Below are 17,593 nucleotides of genomic sequence, written 5' to 3' on the forward strand. Positions count from 1 at the left end.
TTCTTCTCCTTTTCCTATTTATCAGGTGGATACATGTTTCCATGAAATGAATACAATAACACTATATCCGCTGTTTGATTTTTTTATATAAAAAAACCTAAACTGAAAAAACAATATTCGTCTACACGTGTTGAAATATGCGTATAGATGAATCGTTTGTTTTTTCAATCTAGGTTTTGCCTGCTAATCAGTAACAATCCGCTACGATTGAATATAAATGAGTTATTTGTGTATTACTTTTTATCTCCAACCACTCGTTGGATATGTATGGTCAGATAAATTTGTTCTGCTTTATCAATTGGTTTTTGATATGTTTTTACAAGATAATCATTGATTCGTTGAACCGATTGAAATGCTTTAGGATACTTACTTTGAATCAATTCATATAAAAAATCGTCTTCTTCATCATGGGCTTCATTTTGCAGATAACGCTGTGCGAAATATTGTAAATGCGTTACAATCCTTTGGTAGTTCAATGAATCTTCATCAAAGGGTTTCCCAAAATAACGACTAATGATTGTCAAGATATCACGGACCATTTCGGTTGCTGACATGGTTACTTCCATGTTGCCATTGGCCTGTTCACTGTTAACGATGTGAAAAGCAATAAATCCAGCTTCACTTTCTGAAAAATCAACTGCTAGCTTTTCTTTGATCAAAGCAACACCTTTTTTCGCAATCGCGAATTCTTTAGGATAAAACTTTTTCGTCTCGAACATCAAAGGGTTAGGCATTTCAAGTCCCTCTTTTGCCCGCATGATCGCATAGTGAATATGATCAGTCAATGTTAAATAAATATTAGAGGAAAGTTCGATCCCTAAATCTGCCTCCGCCATATCGACGATTTTTTTAACGATTTCCACTTCTTCCAGTGGAATATCTGCAAACAGTTGTTGGAATTGTCCCGATGTGACAGAATCCTTCAAAACGAATTCTTTTTCAATAAAAGTCGGATCAATCAAATCACCAATCTTTTTCTGAAACGCTAGTCCTCGGCCCATACAGACAATTTCTTCACCTGATTCATTTTTTGTCATAACGACATTGTTGTTTAAAATTTTCTCAATATACATAATGAACCTCACCTTTTACAAATACAAATGAAAAAAACCTAGAATCTGCCCATTACAATCAATTACGGACGATTCAGGTTTTGCCTGCCGAACAGTAACAATCCTTAGTGCATGCATAGCATAACATTAATTTAAATTAGATGCAACCCTTTTCAAAGAAAAATCTACTCATCTATTTTTTAGACAACTATTAAAAACTGTCAAAGACAGGTTGCAAAATCTAGAAAATGGCGTTACAATCCTTTCCAGAGAATTAAAAATACGTTTAAAGGATGTCAATCATGTTTGAATCAATGTCAGTGTTAGATTTTACAACTCTTTATAATGAAGACGAACTTAATGTCATCGATATTCGCGAAACAGACGCTTTCTTACAAAAACACTTAGCCCATTCGATTTCATTACCAGCGACGGTTTTACCGAATATGTTAGATCAACTCGATAAAGACAAAACCTATCATATCATTAGTAATGGCGGCCGTCGTTCTGAAACGATCGCAGCTTTTATGACTGCTAAAGGCTATCATGCAGTCCACGTTATTGGAGGAATGGACTCCCTCTCACTGTAGTTTTTTTAGTATCCAGACGTTTCTTGCGCTGGATACTTTTTTATTTTAGAGAACTATATAAAATATTTTTTATATAAGTTGCACAAAAACATTGCTTTTCTTACTTTTTATTAGTAAAATAAGATTGCTTATAAATAATGATACTTCGGTATTTAAAGGAGATTTTACATGTCAAAATTATTAGTTGTTAAAGCACATCCGCTTACAAAAGAAGAATCACGCTCAGTTCGTGCGTTAGAAACATTTTTAGAAAGCTATAAAGCTGAAAATCCAGCGGACGAAATCGATGTACTAGATGTCTACGCTGATTACGTTCCAGAGATCGATGAAGAATTATTGTCTGGTTGGGGCGCATTGCGTACTGGTACAGAATTCACCGCATTAAATGAAAACCAACAAACAAAAGTTGCTCGCTTCAACGAATTGACGGATCAATTTTTAGCAGCAGATAAAGTAGTTATCGCAAATGCGTTATGGAATTTAAACGTTCCAACACGTCTTAAAGCATGGGTCGACACAATCAATGTTGCTGGTAAAACATTTAAATATACTGAAGAAGGACCAAAACCATTAACTGAAGGTAAAAAAGCCTTACACATTCAATCAAATGGCGGTTTTTATGAAGGACAAGATTTTGCTTCTCAATATGTAAAAGGCATCTTAAACTTCATTGGCGTTTCTCAAGTGGATCAATTATTCATCGAAGGAATCGACCACTATCCTGATAAAGCAGAAGAATTATTAGCAACCGCTATGAATCAAGCAACCACTTATGGAAAAACTTTTTAATAGCAAGAGCCATTATAGAATTCCATAAAAGACAGCGAGAAAAAAGCATTTAGCTCCGAAAGAGTGGCTTTTTTCTCGCTGTTTCTTTAGAGTTTTTTTTGATTTTAAGGTACATAAAAAGCACATACCTGAGTGAGTGGAAGGAATCCAATCATACAGGCGTGTGCTTTTGTATTTAAAAATAGACCATCAATCAAACAAGTTTCCTGCTAAACATGAAAAAGCATATCTAAAAAACGATCTTATATTCCTTTTTCATTTTACAGACTGGGCTTTCTCAATCTCTTATGACGGAGGATTCTCTTCCTCTTGTTTAATTGACCCATCTTCATGATACAAGCTAGATACGTTTTTATACCACTCGAATACATGTGTAATAATAACTTTGGCTGCTGCGTATACTGGAATTCCTAAAATCACGCCAACAACACCAAACAACTTTCCTGAGGTCAACAGCACTACCAAAATGGTTACAGGATGGATATCTAATTGACTTCCCAAAACAAGCGGAGAAATCACTCGTCCTTCGATCGTTTGCTCAATGACAAACACCACTAATACTTTCACTAATAATACTGGTCCGCCAACAATGCCCAAGAAAATAGCTGGGATCATTGCTAAAAATGAACCTAAATAAGGAATCAAATTCAAGAAACCAGCCGTTATACCTAACGTGATCGCATAATCAAGACCAATAAATGAAAAGCCTAAAATAAACATCACAGCAACGGCAAAAGCGACTGTCAACTGCCCACGAATGTAAGAAGAGACCTGTTCATTTACTTCAACCAACACTTTCAATGTAGGCTTGCGCATTCTATTTGGTAAAAACTTCATTAAGTAAGGTGCTAACTGTTTACCATCTTTCAAAAGATAGAACAAGATAAACGGCATGGTCACAATAGCAACGACTACCGTAGCAACCGCCCCCACAAAACTACCTAAGCCCTGCACAGTAAACGTAGAAATATTACGAATAATATCGCCTAAAGAACTGGTCAATTTATCGCCCATATCCTCTAATTGTGTCCGGAATTGTTCAAAGAATGGGTCACTTAAGATTTCCTGCATCTTCTTATCGATCGTATCGATATATTGAGGAAAATGATTACCAAAACTAATCGTCTGCTCTTGAATTTTTGGAACGATCACAACGATCCCCCAAATGATCAAGGCAACTACCAGAATAAATAACCCAATGATGCTCCAAATTCGGGGGATTTTCTTCTTTTCAAGATAATCAACGACTGGATTCATCAAATAATAAAGAATGCCCGCCATAATCAACGGCAAGCCCACAACAGCAATAAACTGCCATACAGGCGTAAACAAATATGATACTTTGGTAAAAACTAAAATAATCAATAAAATCAGTAACACGATCAACAAAGCGGTAACGACTTGATTATTTAAAAACCAACGCCAGAACCATGAAAATCGTTTCTCTTTTTCTTTTTCATCACTCATTTACTCACACTCCTGAAGACACGTATTCGATTTCTGAGCCAACTTGAATCGTTGGCAAGGTTTTAGGAGTAAGATACAAGCCATTAACAATCGCATCCTCCTTGGGAACATCAGCAAAAACCAATGTCACATGAGAAATACTCTTTAAATTATCATTAGCGAATGAACCCACATGACGAATCGTATATTCTTGTCCGTCTATCTTAAGTGTATCGCCCTCTTTCATGGTTAATGATGGGGCATCTTGAAACTTTTGAATCACGGAATATTCTTTCAGTCCTTCTGTTGCACTCTCGCCAAACAGAATGATCATCGGTTCTTTTTCATCTAGTGCTTTGGCACCTATTTCAGTAACTACAGCTTTCATTGTATTCTCTCCCTTTCACCTATTAGTCACTCTTAATTATAACATAGAACATTTTTTCTGATTCAATAATTTGAGTCAAAGTCCACACTGTCTTCTATTCGTTCACTTAATTGCAAAATGAAAAAATCACCACAAACAAATAAACTGCTTGTGATGATTATAAATTATGATTTAAAAAAGTCTAGAATATGAGTCCAAATTTCTTCTTTGAACACATCTTTTGGATTTCCTCCGCCAATTACTCCGTAACCAATCATTGTGCCGGCCACAAATAAAATAATCACTAAAGAAATCACTACTAAAACTTTCAACAAAGTCACTATAATATAGCGTGTCGAACTCATATCTTTTTCCCCTTTTAACTAATTGCAGAAAGTGTTTTTTCAACTACTTTTTCGTCGTCTACGCGTTCCACTTTGGCTCCAAGTTTTTGAAGTTTTTCATGGAATTTATAATAACCACGGTCTAAATATTCTAAATGTGATACACGTGTGATTCCTTCTGCTCGCAATCCAACTAAAATCAATGCCGCTGCTGCACGTAAATCGGTTGCTTCAACTGCAGCCCCTTGTAATGCTTGTGTACCATTGATGATCGCAACATTGCCATCGATCTTCACATCAGCATTCATTCGTTGCATTTCTTCTAAATGTTGGAAACGATTTTCAAAAACAGTTTCAGTAATCACGCTTGATCCATCAGCAACCATTTGCATTGCTGTCATTTGTGCTTGCATGTCTGTTGGAAAACCAGGGTGAGGTAAGGTTTTAACATCTGTTGGTTTGATTACTTCTGGACCAACCACACGTAGTCCACCCTTTTCTTCACGAATCACAGCACCCATTTCAGTCAATTTAGAAATCAATGGACGATTATGCTCTGGAATGGCTTCTTCGATCAACACATTTCCTTGTGTCATCGCAGCAGCAACCATGAACGTACCCGCTTCGATACGATCTTGTACGATCGAATGCTCCACTGCATGAAGTTTGTCTACGCCTTCGATACGCATCGTTTCAGTACCAGCACCAAAGATCTTAGCGCCCATTTTATTAAGAACGTTTGCCAAATCAACGATTTCTGGTTCTCTGGCAACATTTTCGATCACGGTCATGCCTTTTGCCTTAACGGCAGCCATCATGATATTTTGAGTTGCTCCCACACTTGGGAAATCTAAATAAATCGTGTTACCAATCAATTCATCTGCAATAGCTTCGATGTAGCCATTTTTTTGGATGATCGTCGCACCTAATGCTTGAAATCCTTTTAAATGCAAATCAATTGGTCGTTTGCCGATTGCACAGCCACCTGGCATTGCCACTTTAGCGTGACCATTACGAGCTAACAATGGACCCATAACGACGATTGAGGCTCTCATCTGACTAACATATTCATAATTTGCTTCGATGCCTAACGGTTTTGTTGCATCTATGGTCACTTGGTTCAAGTCTTCATTAAAATCTACATCTACATTTAAGTGTTTAATTACTTGATTCATTGTAAATACGTCAGAAAGGATCGGCACATTATTTAAAGTTGTTGTTCCTTCTTCCGCTAATAAGGTTGCAGCTAAAATAGGTAATACCGCATTTTTAGCCCCTTCGATCTTCACAGTTCCTTTTAATTGGTTACCACCATGAACAATAATTTGTTCCATTTTGTTCCCCCCAAAAAAGTTAGAGTTGGATGTCTCAATCCAAAATCTTTTCTATTATACCACTATTTTATAAAAATTAGTACCTTTTCTTTTCAGTATCTAGCTTTATTGGAAAAATACGCTAAATAAGTTACGACATAACGCAAGAAATTCCAAAAAAAATGAACTTACTGTAAACCCAATCGCAATTGAAAAAAGTACGACTAGTAACCGAACTTGATTCGTTTGATGAGCTTTAAAAAACTGTTCGATCCGAATGGACTGCATCGCCCAAAAACTCACATAAATAAACATCATATGACAAATGATTCGAATCAAAGCATCAATACCATAAAATTGCATATCTTTCTCCTTTATCATAAAACCAAAACAAGTTGCTCACCACTGACTCTTAAAGCCAGTGAACCATAATAGTGGAAAAAACTATCTGTTCCTAAAAACAACATGGTTCTTTTGAACACTCCAGCCTTGTTCTATAAAAATCACTTCATAAAACGAGGTAATAAAATAAGTTTATCACAAATAATCAAAAACAAAAAATAATGTTTCTTATTTCTATGATAAATTTTCTTTTTAATAACATAGATGAGGGCGTTTTTCACAAAAAAAAAGCGTTAGGCGCATGGTAACTCTAGCATTCACTTAGAGTTGACCATTCGTCCTAGCCGCTTAAATTTTACGTATGTTTTGATACATTGATCCGATTGATTGCACGATGCAGCGCAACCGTTGCGCGGCGTAATTCATCTGTGTTTGAATTTTCCTTCGCTTTTTCGATCATGCGTTCAGCACGTTGTTTTGCACGTTCTGCCCGACTAACATCAATGTCTCTTTCGCGTTCTGCACTATCAGCGATGATCGAGATAATATCATCACGAACTTCCATGATACCACCATTGACTGCGATCCAGTCGACGTGAGTATCGGAATCGGTTCTTTTCACTCGAACCTCATCGATCGCTAAAGGAACAATGATCGGCGCATGTTTTGGCAAAATACCAATTTCACCGTCCGTTGTTTTAGCTACGACGATTGTTGCTCGGTGATCATAAACTAAACCATCGGGAGTAACCACATTTACAGTCAAACAGTCCATCTGTGTTCCCTCCTTCTAGTAGTTCAACGTTTTCGCTTTTTCAACGACATCTTCGATTTTACCGACGCTTCGGAAAGCTTCCTCTGGTAGATCGTCGTATTTTCCATCAAGAATTTCTCTAAATCCTTTTACTGTTTCTGCAACAGGAACGTATGAACCTGGTTGTCCAGTAAATTGTTCTGCTACATTAAAGTTTTGTGATAAGAAGAATTGAATCCGACGCGCACGTCCAACAAGAATTTTTTCTTGATCTGACAATTCATCCATCCCTAGGATAGCGATGATATCTTGTAATTCACGGTAACGTTGAAGGACATGCTGTACTTCTGTAGCAACAGCATAATGCTCTTCCCCTACAATCTCTGGTGCCAACGCACTTGAAGAAGAAGCTAATGGATCAACAGCGGGATAAATCCCTTGTTCAGTCAAACGACGTTCCAAGTTGGTTGTAGCATCTAAATGGGCAAAGGCCGTTGCTGGAGCCGGATCCGTATAGTCATCGGCGGGTACATAGATTGCTTGAATCGAAGTGATCGAGCCTTTTTTCGTCGATGTAATCCGTTCTTGTAATTGTCCCATTTCTGTTGCCAGCGTTGGTTGGTAGCCAACGGCAGAAGGCATACGTCCTAACAAGGCAGATACTTCAGAACCTGCTTGAGTGAAGCGGAAGATATTATCGATAAAGAGCAATACATCTTGTCCTTCTACATCACGGAAATATTCCGCAATTGTTAAGCCTGTCAATGCTACACGCATACGTGCGCCTGGTGGCTCATTCATTTGACCAAAAACCATGGCAGTTTTTTCGATAACACCAGAGTCTTTCATTTCAAAATAAAGGTCGTTTCCTTCACGTGTCCGCTCACCTACACCGGTAAACACAGAGATACCTCCATGTTCTTGTGCGATATTATGAATCAATTCTTGAATCAAAACAGTTTTACCAACACCGGCACCGCCGAAAAGTCCAACTTTCCCACCTTTTAAATAAGGTGCTAGCAAATCGATTACTTTGATTCCAGTTTCTAAAATTTCATTACTTGTGCTTAATTCCTCAAAAGCAGGTGCTTTTTTGTGAATACCACTACGTTCAGCTTCTTCTGGAAAAGGTGCTTCTAAGTCGATCGTATCTCCTAAAACGTTGAATACTCGACCTAGTGTTTCTTTCCCAACAGGAACTGAAATAGGTTTTCCAGTGTCGATAACTTCCATTCCACGCTGCAGACCGTCTGTAGATTCCATAGCGATCGAACGGATTACACCGTCTCCTAATTCTAAAGCAACTTCTAATACAACTTTTTGTTTTTGTTCGCCATTTTTATAAACGACCAATGCATTATTTATATCTGGTAAGGATTGATCTAGTGAAAACTCCACGTCTACAACGGGACCAATAACTTCAACAATCTTTCCTGAACTCATGTCTTTTCCTCCGTTTCGTTTATAGAGGTCATCTTAAAACCTGTCTTTCTTATTCTAGTGCAGCTGCACCAGCAACAATTTCTGTAATTTCTTGAGTGATGGCCCCTTGTCGAGCACGATTATAAGAAATCGTTAAATCACTAATGATATTTTGCGCATTGTCAGTTGCAGTTTTCATTGCTGTCATACCGGCAGCATGTTCTGCAGTTTTCGCATCAATGATCGCGCCATAAATCAAACTTTCCGCATACTGCGGCAACAAATTATCAAGAATCGCTTCTTTGGAAGGTTCCAAAATATATTCTTGTTCATAGGTTGTCGCTTCTTCGGGATCTAAATCTGAAATCGGCAGCATTTTTTCTACTCGGAATTGACTTGTTAATGAATTGATATGGTGATTATAGCAAACGTATAATTCGTCAAACACTTCATTTTCATACATCGTTGTTGCAGTAGAAACGATTTTTCTTACCTCATCAAAACTAGGTTGATCTGTTAATCCGCGCAATTCATAAGCTACATTAATGCCGCGAGCTTTAAAGAAATCTGCTCCGGTTCCGCCGATAGCGATCAACACAAACTCTTCTTGAGATTCGTGGTCATCGCCCATCATTTTCATCGTTTGTTTTAATATCGAGCTATTATAGCCGCCAACTAATCCTTTATCAGAAGTAATGACGATGTAGCCTGTCTTTTTTACGGGACGTGCTTTTAACATCATGTGATAATGTAACTCTGCAGTATCATCAGAACCGTAATTATCCAGATCTTCAAGATCCTTCAATTGAGCTGCAACAAGATGAGTAACGATCGAACGGATTTTTGACGCATATTCTTGAAAACTTCGAGAAGCGGCTTCTGACTTGGTCAGTTTTGCACCTGAAACCATTTGCATCGCGTTAGTGATCTGACTCGTTTTCTTCGTTGAGGCTATGCGTTGTTTGATTTCATTTAATGAAGCACCCATTTCCTGTCACCTCTCTTATGCATTTTGAATGGATTCAAGCGTATCTTTTGCAGATGATCCTTTTGAATCCGCCGCACTGAAAATTTCTTTAAATTCATTGATCGCAGCATCTAAATCCTTTGATTCTGGTAGATCTTTTGTTGTACGGATCGTTTCAAATAATTCAGGATGTTTCCCTTCTAGATAGTCAAACAATTCTGCTTCAAAATCTAAAATTTTAGCAACACTGATGCTGTCTAAAAATCCGCGTGTCAACGCATATAAAATCACAACTTGTTTTTCTACAGCTAATGGTGCATGTAGTTTTTGTTTTAAAATTTCAACAGTTCGACGACCACGATTTAGTTTGGCCTGTGTGGCAGCATCAAGATCAGAACCAAATTGGGTAAAGGCTTCTAATTCACGATAGCTGGCTAAATCCAAACGCAGCGTGCCGGCAACTTTTTTCATTGCTTTGATTTGAGCGGAACCACCAACCCGAGAGACAGAAAGTCCTGCATCAACGGCTGGTCGTGTACCAGCATAGAACAAATCGCTTTCTAAGAAAATCTGACCATCTGTGATCGAAATAACATTTGTCGGAATATATGCAGAAATATCTCCTGCTTGTGTTTCAACAAATGGTAAAGCGGTCATAGAGCCGCCGCCTAATTCATCACTTAACTTAGCTGCACGTTCTAATAGACGTGAGTGTAAGTAGAATACATCACCAGGGTATGCTTCACGACCTGGAGGACGACGTAATAGTAAAGAAAGTTCACGATAAGCGACTGCTTGTTTAGATAAATCATCAAAAATGATCAAAACGTGTTTGCCGTTATACATAAACTCTTCACCCATTGCTGCTCCAGCATATGGTGCGATATATAACAATGGTGCTGGTTGAGAGGCACCCGCAGTAACAACAATCGTATAGTCTAATGCACCGTATTGTCTCAAAGTTTCTACTTGGTTACGAACGGTAGATTCTTTTTGCCCAATCGCAACATAGATACAAATCACATCTTGACCTTTTTGGTTAATGATCGTATCAATGGCTATCGATGTTTTCCCTGTTTTACGGTCACCGATGACTAATTCACGTTGACCACGACCAATCGGTACAAGAGCATCGATTGCTTTTAAGCCCGTTTGCATTGGTTCATCTACTGATTTCCGTTGCATAACACCTGGCGCTGCTGCTTCGACAGGACGAGTTTTGTCCGTTTTGATCTCGCCTAGACCATCGACTGGTAACCCAAGCGGATTAACGACACGACCAATCATTGCTTCCCCTACAGGAACTTCCATGATTTTGCCTGTACGCGTTACTTTATCTCCTTCACGAATGGTTTCAAAATCACCTAAAATAATGATACCGACATCATTTGTTTCTAAGTTTTGTGCCATTCCGTATGAGCCGTTAGAGAATTCAACTAGCTCTCCGCTCATTGCGTTTTCTAAGCCGTGTGCACGTGCAATTCCGTCTCCGACGTAAGTGACAGTTCCGACTTCTTCAACTGCTAATTCTTGTTGATAGTTTTTAATTTGTTCTTTAATCAAGGCACTGATTTCTTCTGCTTTGATAGCCATTCAATTCACCTCTTTATTGTGCTGAACGTTATTTTAATAACAATTCTTGGATTCGTTCTAATTGTTTATGAATACTGCCGTCTATTACTTTATGATTTGCTTCAATAATAACTCCGCCAACAATTGCCGGATCGATTAAGTTGATCAGGCTTGCTTGCTCATATCCTAAAAGTGCAGCAGCTTTTTCTTCCATTTGCTGATGTTGCTCTTTAGACAACGGTACTGCGGTCAAAACTGTTCCTAGTAACAAGCTCTTATATTCGTCGTATCTTCGCTCGTATTCATCGATCATCAAAAGAAGATCGTTCATACGTGAATAGTTGTAAACAACGTATAAAAAGTTTTTCATCGTACCATCAAAACCACGAATTAATTGATTCATAATTTCGTCTTTTTCATAGGGTTCAAGGCGAACATCGCTTAAAATCCCACCTAGATCAGGTACTTCATGAAAAATCTCTCTAAGTGTCAGCAAATTTTGATAGATGCTATCGGCTTCTTGCTTTTCAATTGCCAACTCGAACAAAGCTTTACCGTAGCGTTTACCTACCGTATATTTATCTAATTTCATCTGACTTACCTAAGCCTTCAATATAAGAATCAATCAGAGCCTCGTGGGCATCTGCCGTTAATTCTTTGTTTAATATTTTCTCTGCAATTTGTAAAGACAAGTTTGCCACTTCATCTTTTACAGATGCCAATGCTTCATCATGCTCTTGAGAGATATCTTGACGTGCTTTTTCTCTTAAGCGTGATACTTCATCATTGGTTTCTGCTAAGATTTTTTGGCGGTTCTGGTCTCCGCTCTCTTTCGCATCCTTAATGATTTCTGCTGCTTCGGATTTAGAAGAAAGTAATTTTGCATGACGTTCTTCTTCCATCTTCGCTGCTGCTAGTCGAGATTGTTCTGCAGAATCTAAATCGTTGGCAATTTTATCTTCACGTTTTTTCAACATTTCAGTGATTGCTTCCCATGCAAACTTCTTGATCAGAAGCATCAAAATAAGAAATGCGCCACTTACGACGATCATTGTTCCAAGTGTTGTACTTGGGTTTGCTTCGCCGATTACTAAATGATCTAGCATGAAGTATCAACTTCCTTTCTCTGCAATTCTCGGTGATGATTGTTTATTTGAGTTGAATGACTTCTTAGTAAGGGGATTTTACCAAGAAATGTTTGAGATTTTTTCTATCATGGATAAAGATTGTGGTTCTTTACTTGGTGACTTTTATTGCTTGGTTTGCTAAATACCGTTTGACATCTGTTGTGATGTAGATGATTGCTGTGTTTCCTCGTTTGGTCACTTCGCTCATCTTCGTTCGCCAAGTACTGCTCATCATCTGTTCTGTCTGCCAAAGCAGTCAATCACAGTGTTTCCTCGTTCGGTCACTTCGCTCACCTTCGTTCGCCAAGTACTGCTCATCATCTGTTCTGTCTGCTAAAGCAGCCAATCACAGTGATTCATCGTTTGGTCACTTCGCTCACCTTCGTTCGCCAAGTACTGCTCATCATCTGTTCTGTCTGCTAAAGCAGCCAATCACAGTGATTCGCAGCAAAGAAAGCAGCACGCATTTCCTCAAACTTTGTGCGTCCTGCCTTCTAAGAAATTATTTGAACACTAATAACAATGCAATAACTACACCTAGAATTGGAACTGCCTCGATTAAAGCTACCCCGATAAACATTGTTGTTCTTAATTGGCCAGCCATTTCTGGTTGACGTGTCATTGATTCAAGTGTTTTTGAGATAACCTTTCCGTTACCATATGCTGCTCCGATTGCTGCTCCGAAAACTGCGATTGCAGCTGCGATATAATTTAATCCTTCCATGTTGTTTTCCTCCTAAAATAGTTGTTTTTATTATTTATTCTTCGACTTCAACTTTATGAGCCATGTAAACCATTGATAATGTAACAAAGATAAATGCTTGGATCGCACCAATAAAGATTGAGAATGCCAGCCAAATCATTTCCAGCGGAATTGCTAGTGGTATTGCCCACAGTCCTGTACTAGAAACAATACTTGCGATCAGACCCAATAAAACTTCTCCGGCAAAAATATTACCATATAAACGTAATGCCAATGTCAGTAAGTTCGTAAATTCTTCCATGATCTTGATCGGCATCAAAAATGCAACCGGACTTAAAAAGCTATTTTTGAAATAACCTTTTAGACCAAAACGGCTCACACTAAAGAAATGAGTCAATACGATCATGATCAATGCTAAGGTCAAGGTAACTAAAGGATCGGCTGTTGGGCTCTTCCAATAGGTATAGTCACCAATCACAACTTTTGTCACCAGGCCAATAATATTGGCAACTAGGACAAACATAAACATTGTAAATGAAAGTAGGTGAAAATTTGATACTTCTTTACTCGGCATATTGTCGGTAATGATTCCCCGAACAAAATCAATGAGATACTCGATCACATTTTGCTTGCCTTTTGGCTTCATTTGAAGGTTCCTTGTGCAAAAATAAACGATCCCAAAGACAATGACACATGTTAACAGTACCATTAAACAAATGGTGCCATCAAACCAAATCGGCCCAATTTTGAAGAGCAGTGTCTTCTCTTCCAACTTATTTCACCTCTTTTCCAACAAACTTACAAGAAGCTTGATGCGCTTCTCTTTTTTAACCACACGTATCATACCACCATCGATGAATAATATCAAAAAAATTCTATGAAAATAAGACACTTCTTTTAATATGACAAACGATTAAAAGAATGGGGTCTTAATGGTATCCGACGGCATGAAGACGAGTTACTGAAAAAACGATGAAAACTCATCAGTGCCCTTACACTCTAACAAATTTTTCGCATAAGATAAAGCAAAGAAATGAAATATGCGAAAAAGAATAAAATAACCACTTAAAAGCATTTTTTTTCAAAAAATACAACAAAAAATTCAATCATTTATCGCAAATTATTTTTTAATGTCCGATCGATTTCGCGGTTGATTTCTTTCCGTTTTAAATCTTCACGTTTATCATATTGTTTTTTCCCTTTGGCAAGACCAATTAGTACCTTGGCATAGCCATTTCGAATATACACTTTTAACGGAATAACTGTGATCCCAGTATTTTTTGTTTCAGTCATCAATTTTGCGATTTGTTTTTTGTGCAATAATAGTTTTCTCGTCCGTAAAGGATCATGGTTAAAAATATTTCCTTGTTCATACGGACTGATATGCACATTAAGTAAATAAGCTTCTCCATTTCTGACACGGACAAAACCATCCTTCAGATTGATACGGCTGTTACGAATCGACTTGATTTCTGTTCCTTGTAAAACGATGCCTGCCTCCATTGTATCAACAACAGTATAGTCATGCCTAGCTTTACGATTTTGGGCAATTAGCTTTCCTTCTCCTTTTGGCATAGCTGTACCTCCAGTTTCTATTTTTTCTTCTGTTTTTTCGTTTTCCCTTTTTTCTTTGCAACTTCTTTATAAAACGGCTTTTTGCCTTTTTTCTTATTTTTCTTTTGAGTGAACGGTTTCTTTCCGCGTTCACGTTCTTTTCGATCATCACGCCTTTTGCGTCCGTCTTGACGTTTTTTGGGCTTTGGCGCTTCGATTCGTTCAACTTCTTCTGCTTCTAAAAATTCAAAATCGATTTCTCTCGTTTCAGGATCCGCTTTTTCGACTTTGACTTTCACTTTTTGGCCGATTTTCAGTGTCATACCAGTCCGTTCACCTACAAGAGCCATATGATTTTCTATATAATGGAAATAATCTTGTTTTAAACTATTAACATGGATCAACCCCTCGATCGTATTTGGCAACTCCACAAAGAAACCAAAACGAGTGACTGAGCTGATAATTCCCATATATTCTTCGCCGATTTTATCCGCCATAAATTCAGCCTTCTTCATAGCATCAACTTCACGTTCAGCTTCTACAGCACGACGTTCCATTTTTGAACTATGATCGGCAATATCTGGTAAATGCTGTTCCCATTTATCCTTTAATTGTTCCGAAACGGTTCCTTCGTAACTGCGAATCAAGCGATGTACAATCAAATCTGGATAACGACGGATCGGTGAGGTGAAATGTGTATAGTATTCTGCTGCCAAACCATAATGTCCATAATTATCTTCGGAATAACGTGCCTGCTGCATGCTGCGCAAGAGCATCGTATTGATAACAGCTTCTTCCGGCTTATCCGCAACTTGTTCTAATACGTTTTGAAGATCTTTCGGCGTAATATCTGCTTTGGTCCCTTTAACTAAAATTCCCAGAACAGCTGCAAAATCAAAGAACCGCTGCATTTTTTCTTCTTTAGGCTGCTCATGGATCCGGTAGATAAAAGGCAATTTAAGGTCATTGTAATGCTTCGCTACAGTCTCATTGGCTGCCAGCATGAAGGATTCAATCAAACGTTCACCGACTCCTCGAGTCCGTAACAAGATATCATTTGGATGACCATTTCCATCAACTAATACCTTAGCTTCTCTGTCTTCAAACGAAATTGCTCCGCGTCTTGCCCGCATTTCTTCAAGAATCCGGTGAAGCTCACCCATTTCGTTAAACATAGGAACTAGCTCTTTATAGCGTGCCAACGTTTCAGGTTTTTGTTCTTCCAAAATTTCATTGACTGCTGTATACGTCATCCGTTCAGCAGTTTGGATCACACTTTGAAAAATATCATGCTTCACTACATATCCTTCAGGTGAAATCTCCATCTCACAGCTCATCGTTAAACGAGGCACATGTGGGTTTAAAGAACAGATTCCATTAGATAATCTTTGCGGGATCATCGGTACCACACGATCAGTTAAATAGACACTGGTTCCGCGTTCGTACGCTTCAATATCAAGTTCGCTTCCTTCAGTCACATAGTAAGAAACATCTGCTATGTGAACACCTAAGAAATAGTTGCCATTTTCTAATTTTCGGACAGTCACAGCATCATCCAGATCTTTTGCATCTTCACCATCGATCGTCACGATCAATTGATCTCTCAAATCTCTGCGACCTTTCATATCTGCTTCTGAAATTGCATCAGGAACTTTGTCAGCTTCTGCAATCACTACATCTGGAAAGCTTGTGGGAATGCCATGCGCAACAACGATCGATAAAATATCCATACCTGGGTCATTTTTATGGCCGACAACTTTTTTAACTAATCCTTCTAAGCTTCTTGGGTATTCCTTTTCAGGATAATGAGTGACCTCCACGATCACGATACTGCCATCCACTGGCTTAATTCCCTGTGCAGCAATGTTGAACGTTAGTCCAGTCATTTTTTTATCCTTTGGTACCGCATAACCATATAAATCAGTTTCACTTACTTCTTTCTCATCATAGGCAATAAATTCACCAACGACTTGTGTGATTGCTCTTGTTTTGATTTCAATGATCTTGCCTTCTGCTCCACGATCAGAAAAAGGATCTGCCGGTTGTACGATGTCGATAGCAACAATATCCCCATCCATCGCAAAATTGACTGCTTCTTTTGGGATATAGACATCTGCTTCTTCTGGATCAATGGTTACAAATCCAAAACCTCTTTCATTCGCTCGGAAAACGCCTTCCACTGTCATATCTTTTTGCGGCAATTTAATTTTTCCTTTTTTGGTAAATTCTACTGATTTTTCACGTTCCATAGCTGCAATTGTTTGAACCAGTAATTTAAAATCTGCACTTTTTTGCAGTTTAAGCCCTTCGGCAATTTCTTCCATTGAAAAACTTTTTTTGCTATGGTTTTCCATGAAAAACAGGATCTTCTCCTTGATTGTTTGTTTTGTCATTCGTTCTCCTCATTCCAAGACAGTGTGTTTAAAAATGCTGCCACGTCTTGTTCTAATTGTTTATGTTCTGGCCCAACCGTCACAGCATGTCCGCCGTTTGGATACCAGTTTAATGTAAATCGTGTATGTTGTAATGCCTTAGCGGTTTGATAAACACCAGAAGCGTCGATCATCTCATCATTACCGGCTTGCGCCATAAAAAACGGAACAGTGACTTTCCCTAGTTTATCCGCGGTCTTTTGAGAAAATGTTTCAATATCTTCTAACTGTACATGAGAATCCTGCGTGATTTTTTCTAAACGTTTTTTCCGTTCTTCCTCTGACACATCAGCTACTTTTAGCACTTGTTCAGCGTAGCTTACGAAATTTTCCGGTACATTATTTTTTACAGGGAAAATGGGTGAGCAAAAAAAGCCGCCGCCGATCATACCCTCTAGTTGATCTGCCAATGTAGCCGTCGCAAAGATGCCGCCCATAGAAAGACCAAAAACAGCAATTTGCTGATAGCCTTTCTCTTTTAAAAACTGAATAGCATCCAACGTGTCCTGCTGCCAATCTGCTGTCGTCTTTTCCAAAATATTCTCTGGATCAAACGTCGCATGACCTGAAAAATTTGGTGAATAAACTGTATAGTTTTCTTTCTCTAGATAACGACTAAGCATTCGTACATCATTGCTACTGCCTGAATAAGCGTGCAAAAGTAAAACCGCACGAGAACCATTTTCTGTAAATAATGGTTTAGGTAGATTTGTTATTTTCATTGTCTGTTTCACCTCATTCTCATTTTAGCACATTATTAGTTGAAAACCTTATGAAAAGGAAGTTCAGCAATTTTTTTCCGTAAGAAAATGCCACTCC

The 17,593-nt window shown here is 38.3% G+C and carries 20 protein-coding genes; 2 read left to right on the top strand and 18 right to left on the bottom strand.

Annotated features, from left to right (window positions below; translation table 11 throughout):
• Positions 1–233: 233 nt before the first annotated feature.
• Positions 234–1,073, bottom strand: a complete 840-nt coding sequence (gene licT, locus BCR25_RS13465; RefSeq protein WP_069664101.1) for a BglG family transcription antiterminator LicT — start codon at positions 1,071–1,073, stop codon at positions 234–236.
• A gap of 281 nt (positions 1,074–1,354) precedes the next feature.
• Between licT and BCR25_RS13470 the strand changes: the two genes are divergently transcribed.
• Together BCR25_RS13470 and BCR25_RS13475 are read left to right on the top strand one after the other, a co-directional pair.
• Complete coding sequence (locus BCR25_RS13470; protein ID WP_069664102.1) at positions 1,355–1,642, top strand: rhodanese-like domain-containing protein; 288 nt, start codon at positions 1,355–1,357, stop codon at positions 1,640–1,642.
• A 168-nt stretch (positions 1,643–1,810) separates the two neighbouring features.
• Entirely contained in the window at positions 1,811–2,431 is a 621-nt protein-coding gene (locus BCR25_RS13475) for an FMN-dependent NADH-azoreductase (RefSeq protein WP_069664103.1), read from the top strand.
• A 285-nt stretch (positions 2,432–2,716) separates the two neighbouring features.
• Here the strand turns inward: BCR25_RS13475 and BCR25_RS13480 are convergent, their stop codons facing one another.
• The 17 genes from BCR25_RS13480 to BCR25_RS13555 form a co-directional block, all read right to left on the bottom strand.
• Entirely contained in the window at positions 2,717–3,898 is a 1,182-nt protein-coding gene (locus BCR25_RS13480; RefSeq protein ID WP_069664104.1) for an AI-2E family transporter, read from the bottom strand.
• A 4-nt stretch (positions 3,899–3,902) separates the two neighbouring features.
• The gene (locus BCR25_RS13485; protein ID WP_069664105.1) at positions 3,903–4,265 is read right to left on the bottom strand and encodes a PTS glucitol/sorbitol transporter subunit IIA; all 363 of its coding nucleotides are present in this window, start codon (positions 4,263–4,265) and stop codon (positions 3,903–3,905) included.
• A gap of 164 nt (positions 4,266–4,429) precedes the next feature.
• Positions 4,430–4,609, bottom strand: coding sequence for a DNA-directed RNA polymerase subunit beta (locus tag BCR25_RS13490; protein ID WP_069664106.1), 180 nt, complete (start codon positions 4,607–4,609; stop codon positions 4,430–4,432).
• Between the two features lie 14 nt (positions 4,610–4,623).
• Positions 4,624–5,922, bottom strand: coding sequence for a UDP-N-acetylglucosamine 1-carboxyvinyltransferase (murA, locus tag BCR25_RS13495; protein ID WP_069664107.1), 1,299 nt, complete (start codon positions 5,920–5,922; stop codon positions 4,624–4,626).
• A 105-nt stretch (positions 5,923–6,027) separates the two neighbouring features.
• Positions 6,028–6,264, bottom strand: coding sequence for a DUF1146 family protein (locus BCR25_RS13500; protein WP_069664108.1), 237 nt, complete (start codon positions 6,262–6,264; stop codon positions 6,028–6,030).
• Positions 6,265–6,598: 334 nt separating this feature from the next.
• Positions 6,599–7,018, bottom strand: coding sequence for a F0F1 ATP synthase subunit epsilon (locus BCR25_RS13505; protein ID WP_069664109.1), 420 nt, complete (start codon positions 7,016–7,018; stop codon positions 6,599–6,601).
• Between the two features lie 15 nt (positions 7,019–7,033).
• Complete coding sequence (atpD, locus tag BCR25_RS13510; RefSeq protein WP_069664110.1) at positions 7,034–8,440, bottom strand: F0F1 ATP synthase subunit beta; 1,407 nt, start codon at positions 8,438–8,440, stop codon at positions 7,034–7,036.
• Between the two features lie 49 nt (positions 8,441–8,489).
• Complete coding sequence (locus BCR25_RS13515) at positions 8,490–9,407, bottom strand: F0F1 ATP synthase subunit gamma (protein WP_069664111.1); 918 nt, start codon at positions 9,405–9,407, stop codon at positions 8,490–8,492.
• 15 nt (positions 9,408–9,422) lie between these two features.
• Positions 9,423–10,979: a F0F1 ATP synthase subunit alpha gene (atpA, locus tag BCR25_RS13520; protein ID WP_069664112.1), complete on the bottom strand. Its 1,557-nt coding sequence runs from the start codon at positions 10,977–10,979 to the stop codon at positions 9,423–9,425.
• Between the two features lie 28 nt (positions 10,980–11,007).
• Positions 11,008–11,550, bottom strand: coding sequence for an ATP synthase F1 subunit delta (atpH, locus tag BCR25_RS13525; protein WP_069664113.1), 543 nt, complete (start codon positions 11,548–11,550; stop codon positions 11,008–11,010).
• Positions 11,537–12,064, bottom strand: a complete 528-nt coding sequence (gene atpF, locus BCR25_RS13530) for a F0F1 ATP synthase subunit B (RefSeq protein ID WP_069664114.1) — start codon at positions 12,062–12,064, stop codon at positions 11,537–11,539. Before atpF ends, atpH begins: the two co-directional genes overlap by 14 nt.
• Before the next feature lie 130 nt (positions 12,065–12,194).
• Entirely contained in the window at positions 12,195–12,320 is a 126-nt protein-coding gene (locus BCR25_RS20850) for a hypothetical protein (RefSeq protein ID WP_281247173.1), read from the bottom strand.
• 267 nt (positions 12,321–12,587) lie between these two features.
• Positions 12,588–12,809, bottom strand: a complete 222-nt coding sequence (gene atpE / locus BCR25_RS13535; RefSeq protein ID WP_069664115.1) for a F0F1 ATP synthase subunit C — start codon at positions 12,807–12,809, stop codon at positions 12,588–12,590.
• A 34-nt stretch (positions 12,810–12,843) separates the two neighbouring features.
• Positions 12,844–13,560, bottom strand: a complete 717-nt coding sequence (atpB, locus tag BCR25_RS13540) for a F0F1 ATP synthase subunit A (protein WP_069664116.1) — start codon at positions 13,558–13,560, stop codon at positions 12,844–12,846.
• A gap of 338 nt (positions 13,561–13,898) precedes the next feature.
• Positions 13,899–14,363 carry an SsrA-binding protein SmpB gene (gene smpB, locus BCR25_RS13545; RefSeq protein WP_069664117.1) on the bottom strand — a complete coding sequence of 155 codons (465 nt, stop codon included), beginning with the start codon at positions 14,361–14,363 and terminating at the stop codon, positions 13,899–13,901.
• A 17-nt stretch (positions 14,364–14,380) separates the two neighbouring features.
• The gene (gene rnr / locus BCR25_RS13550; protein WP_069664118.1) at positions 14,381–16,735 is read right to left on the bottom strand and encodes a ribonuclease R; all 2,355 of its coding nucleotides are present in this window, start codon (positions 16,733–16,735) and stop codon (positions 14,381–14,383) included.
• Positions 16,732–17,496 carry an alpha/beta hydrolase gene (locus BCR25_RS13555; protein WP_069664119.1) on the bottom strand — a complete coding sequence of 255 codons (765 nt, stop codon included), beginning with the start codon at positions 17,494–17,496 and terminating at the stop codon, positions 16,732–16,734. Before BCR25_RS13555 ends, rnr begins: the two co-directional genes overlap by 4 nt.
• Positions 17,497–17,593 lie beyond the last annotated feature (97 nt).

It is taken from the genome of Enterococcus termitis (genome assembly GCF_001730305.1).
GTDB lineage: Bacteria > Bacillota > Bacilli > Lactobacillales > Enterococcaceae > Enterococcus_L > Enterococcus_L termitis.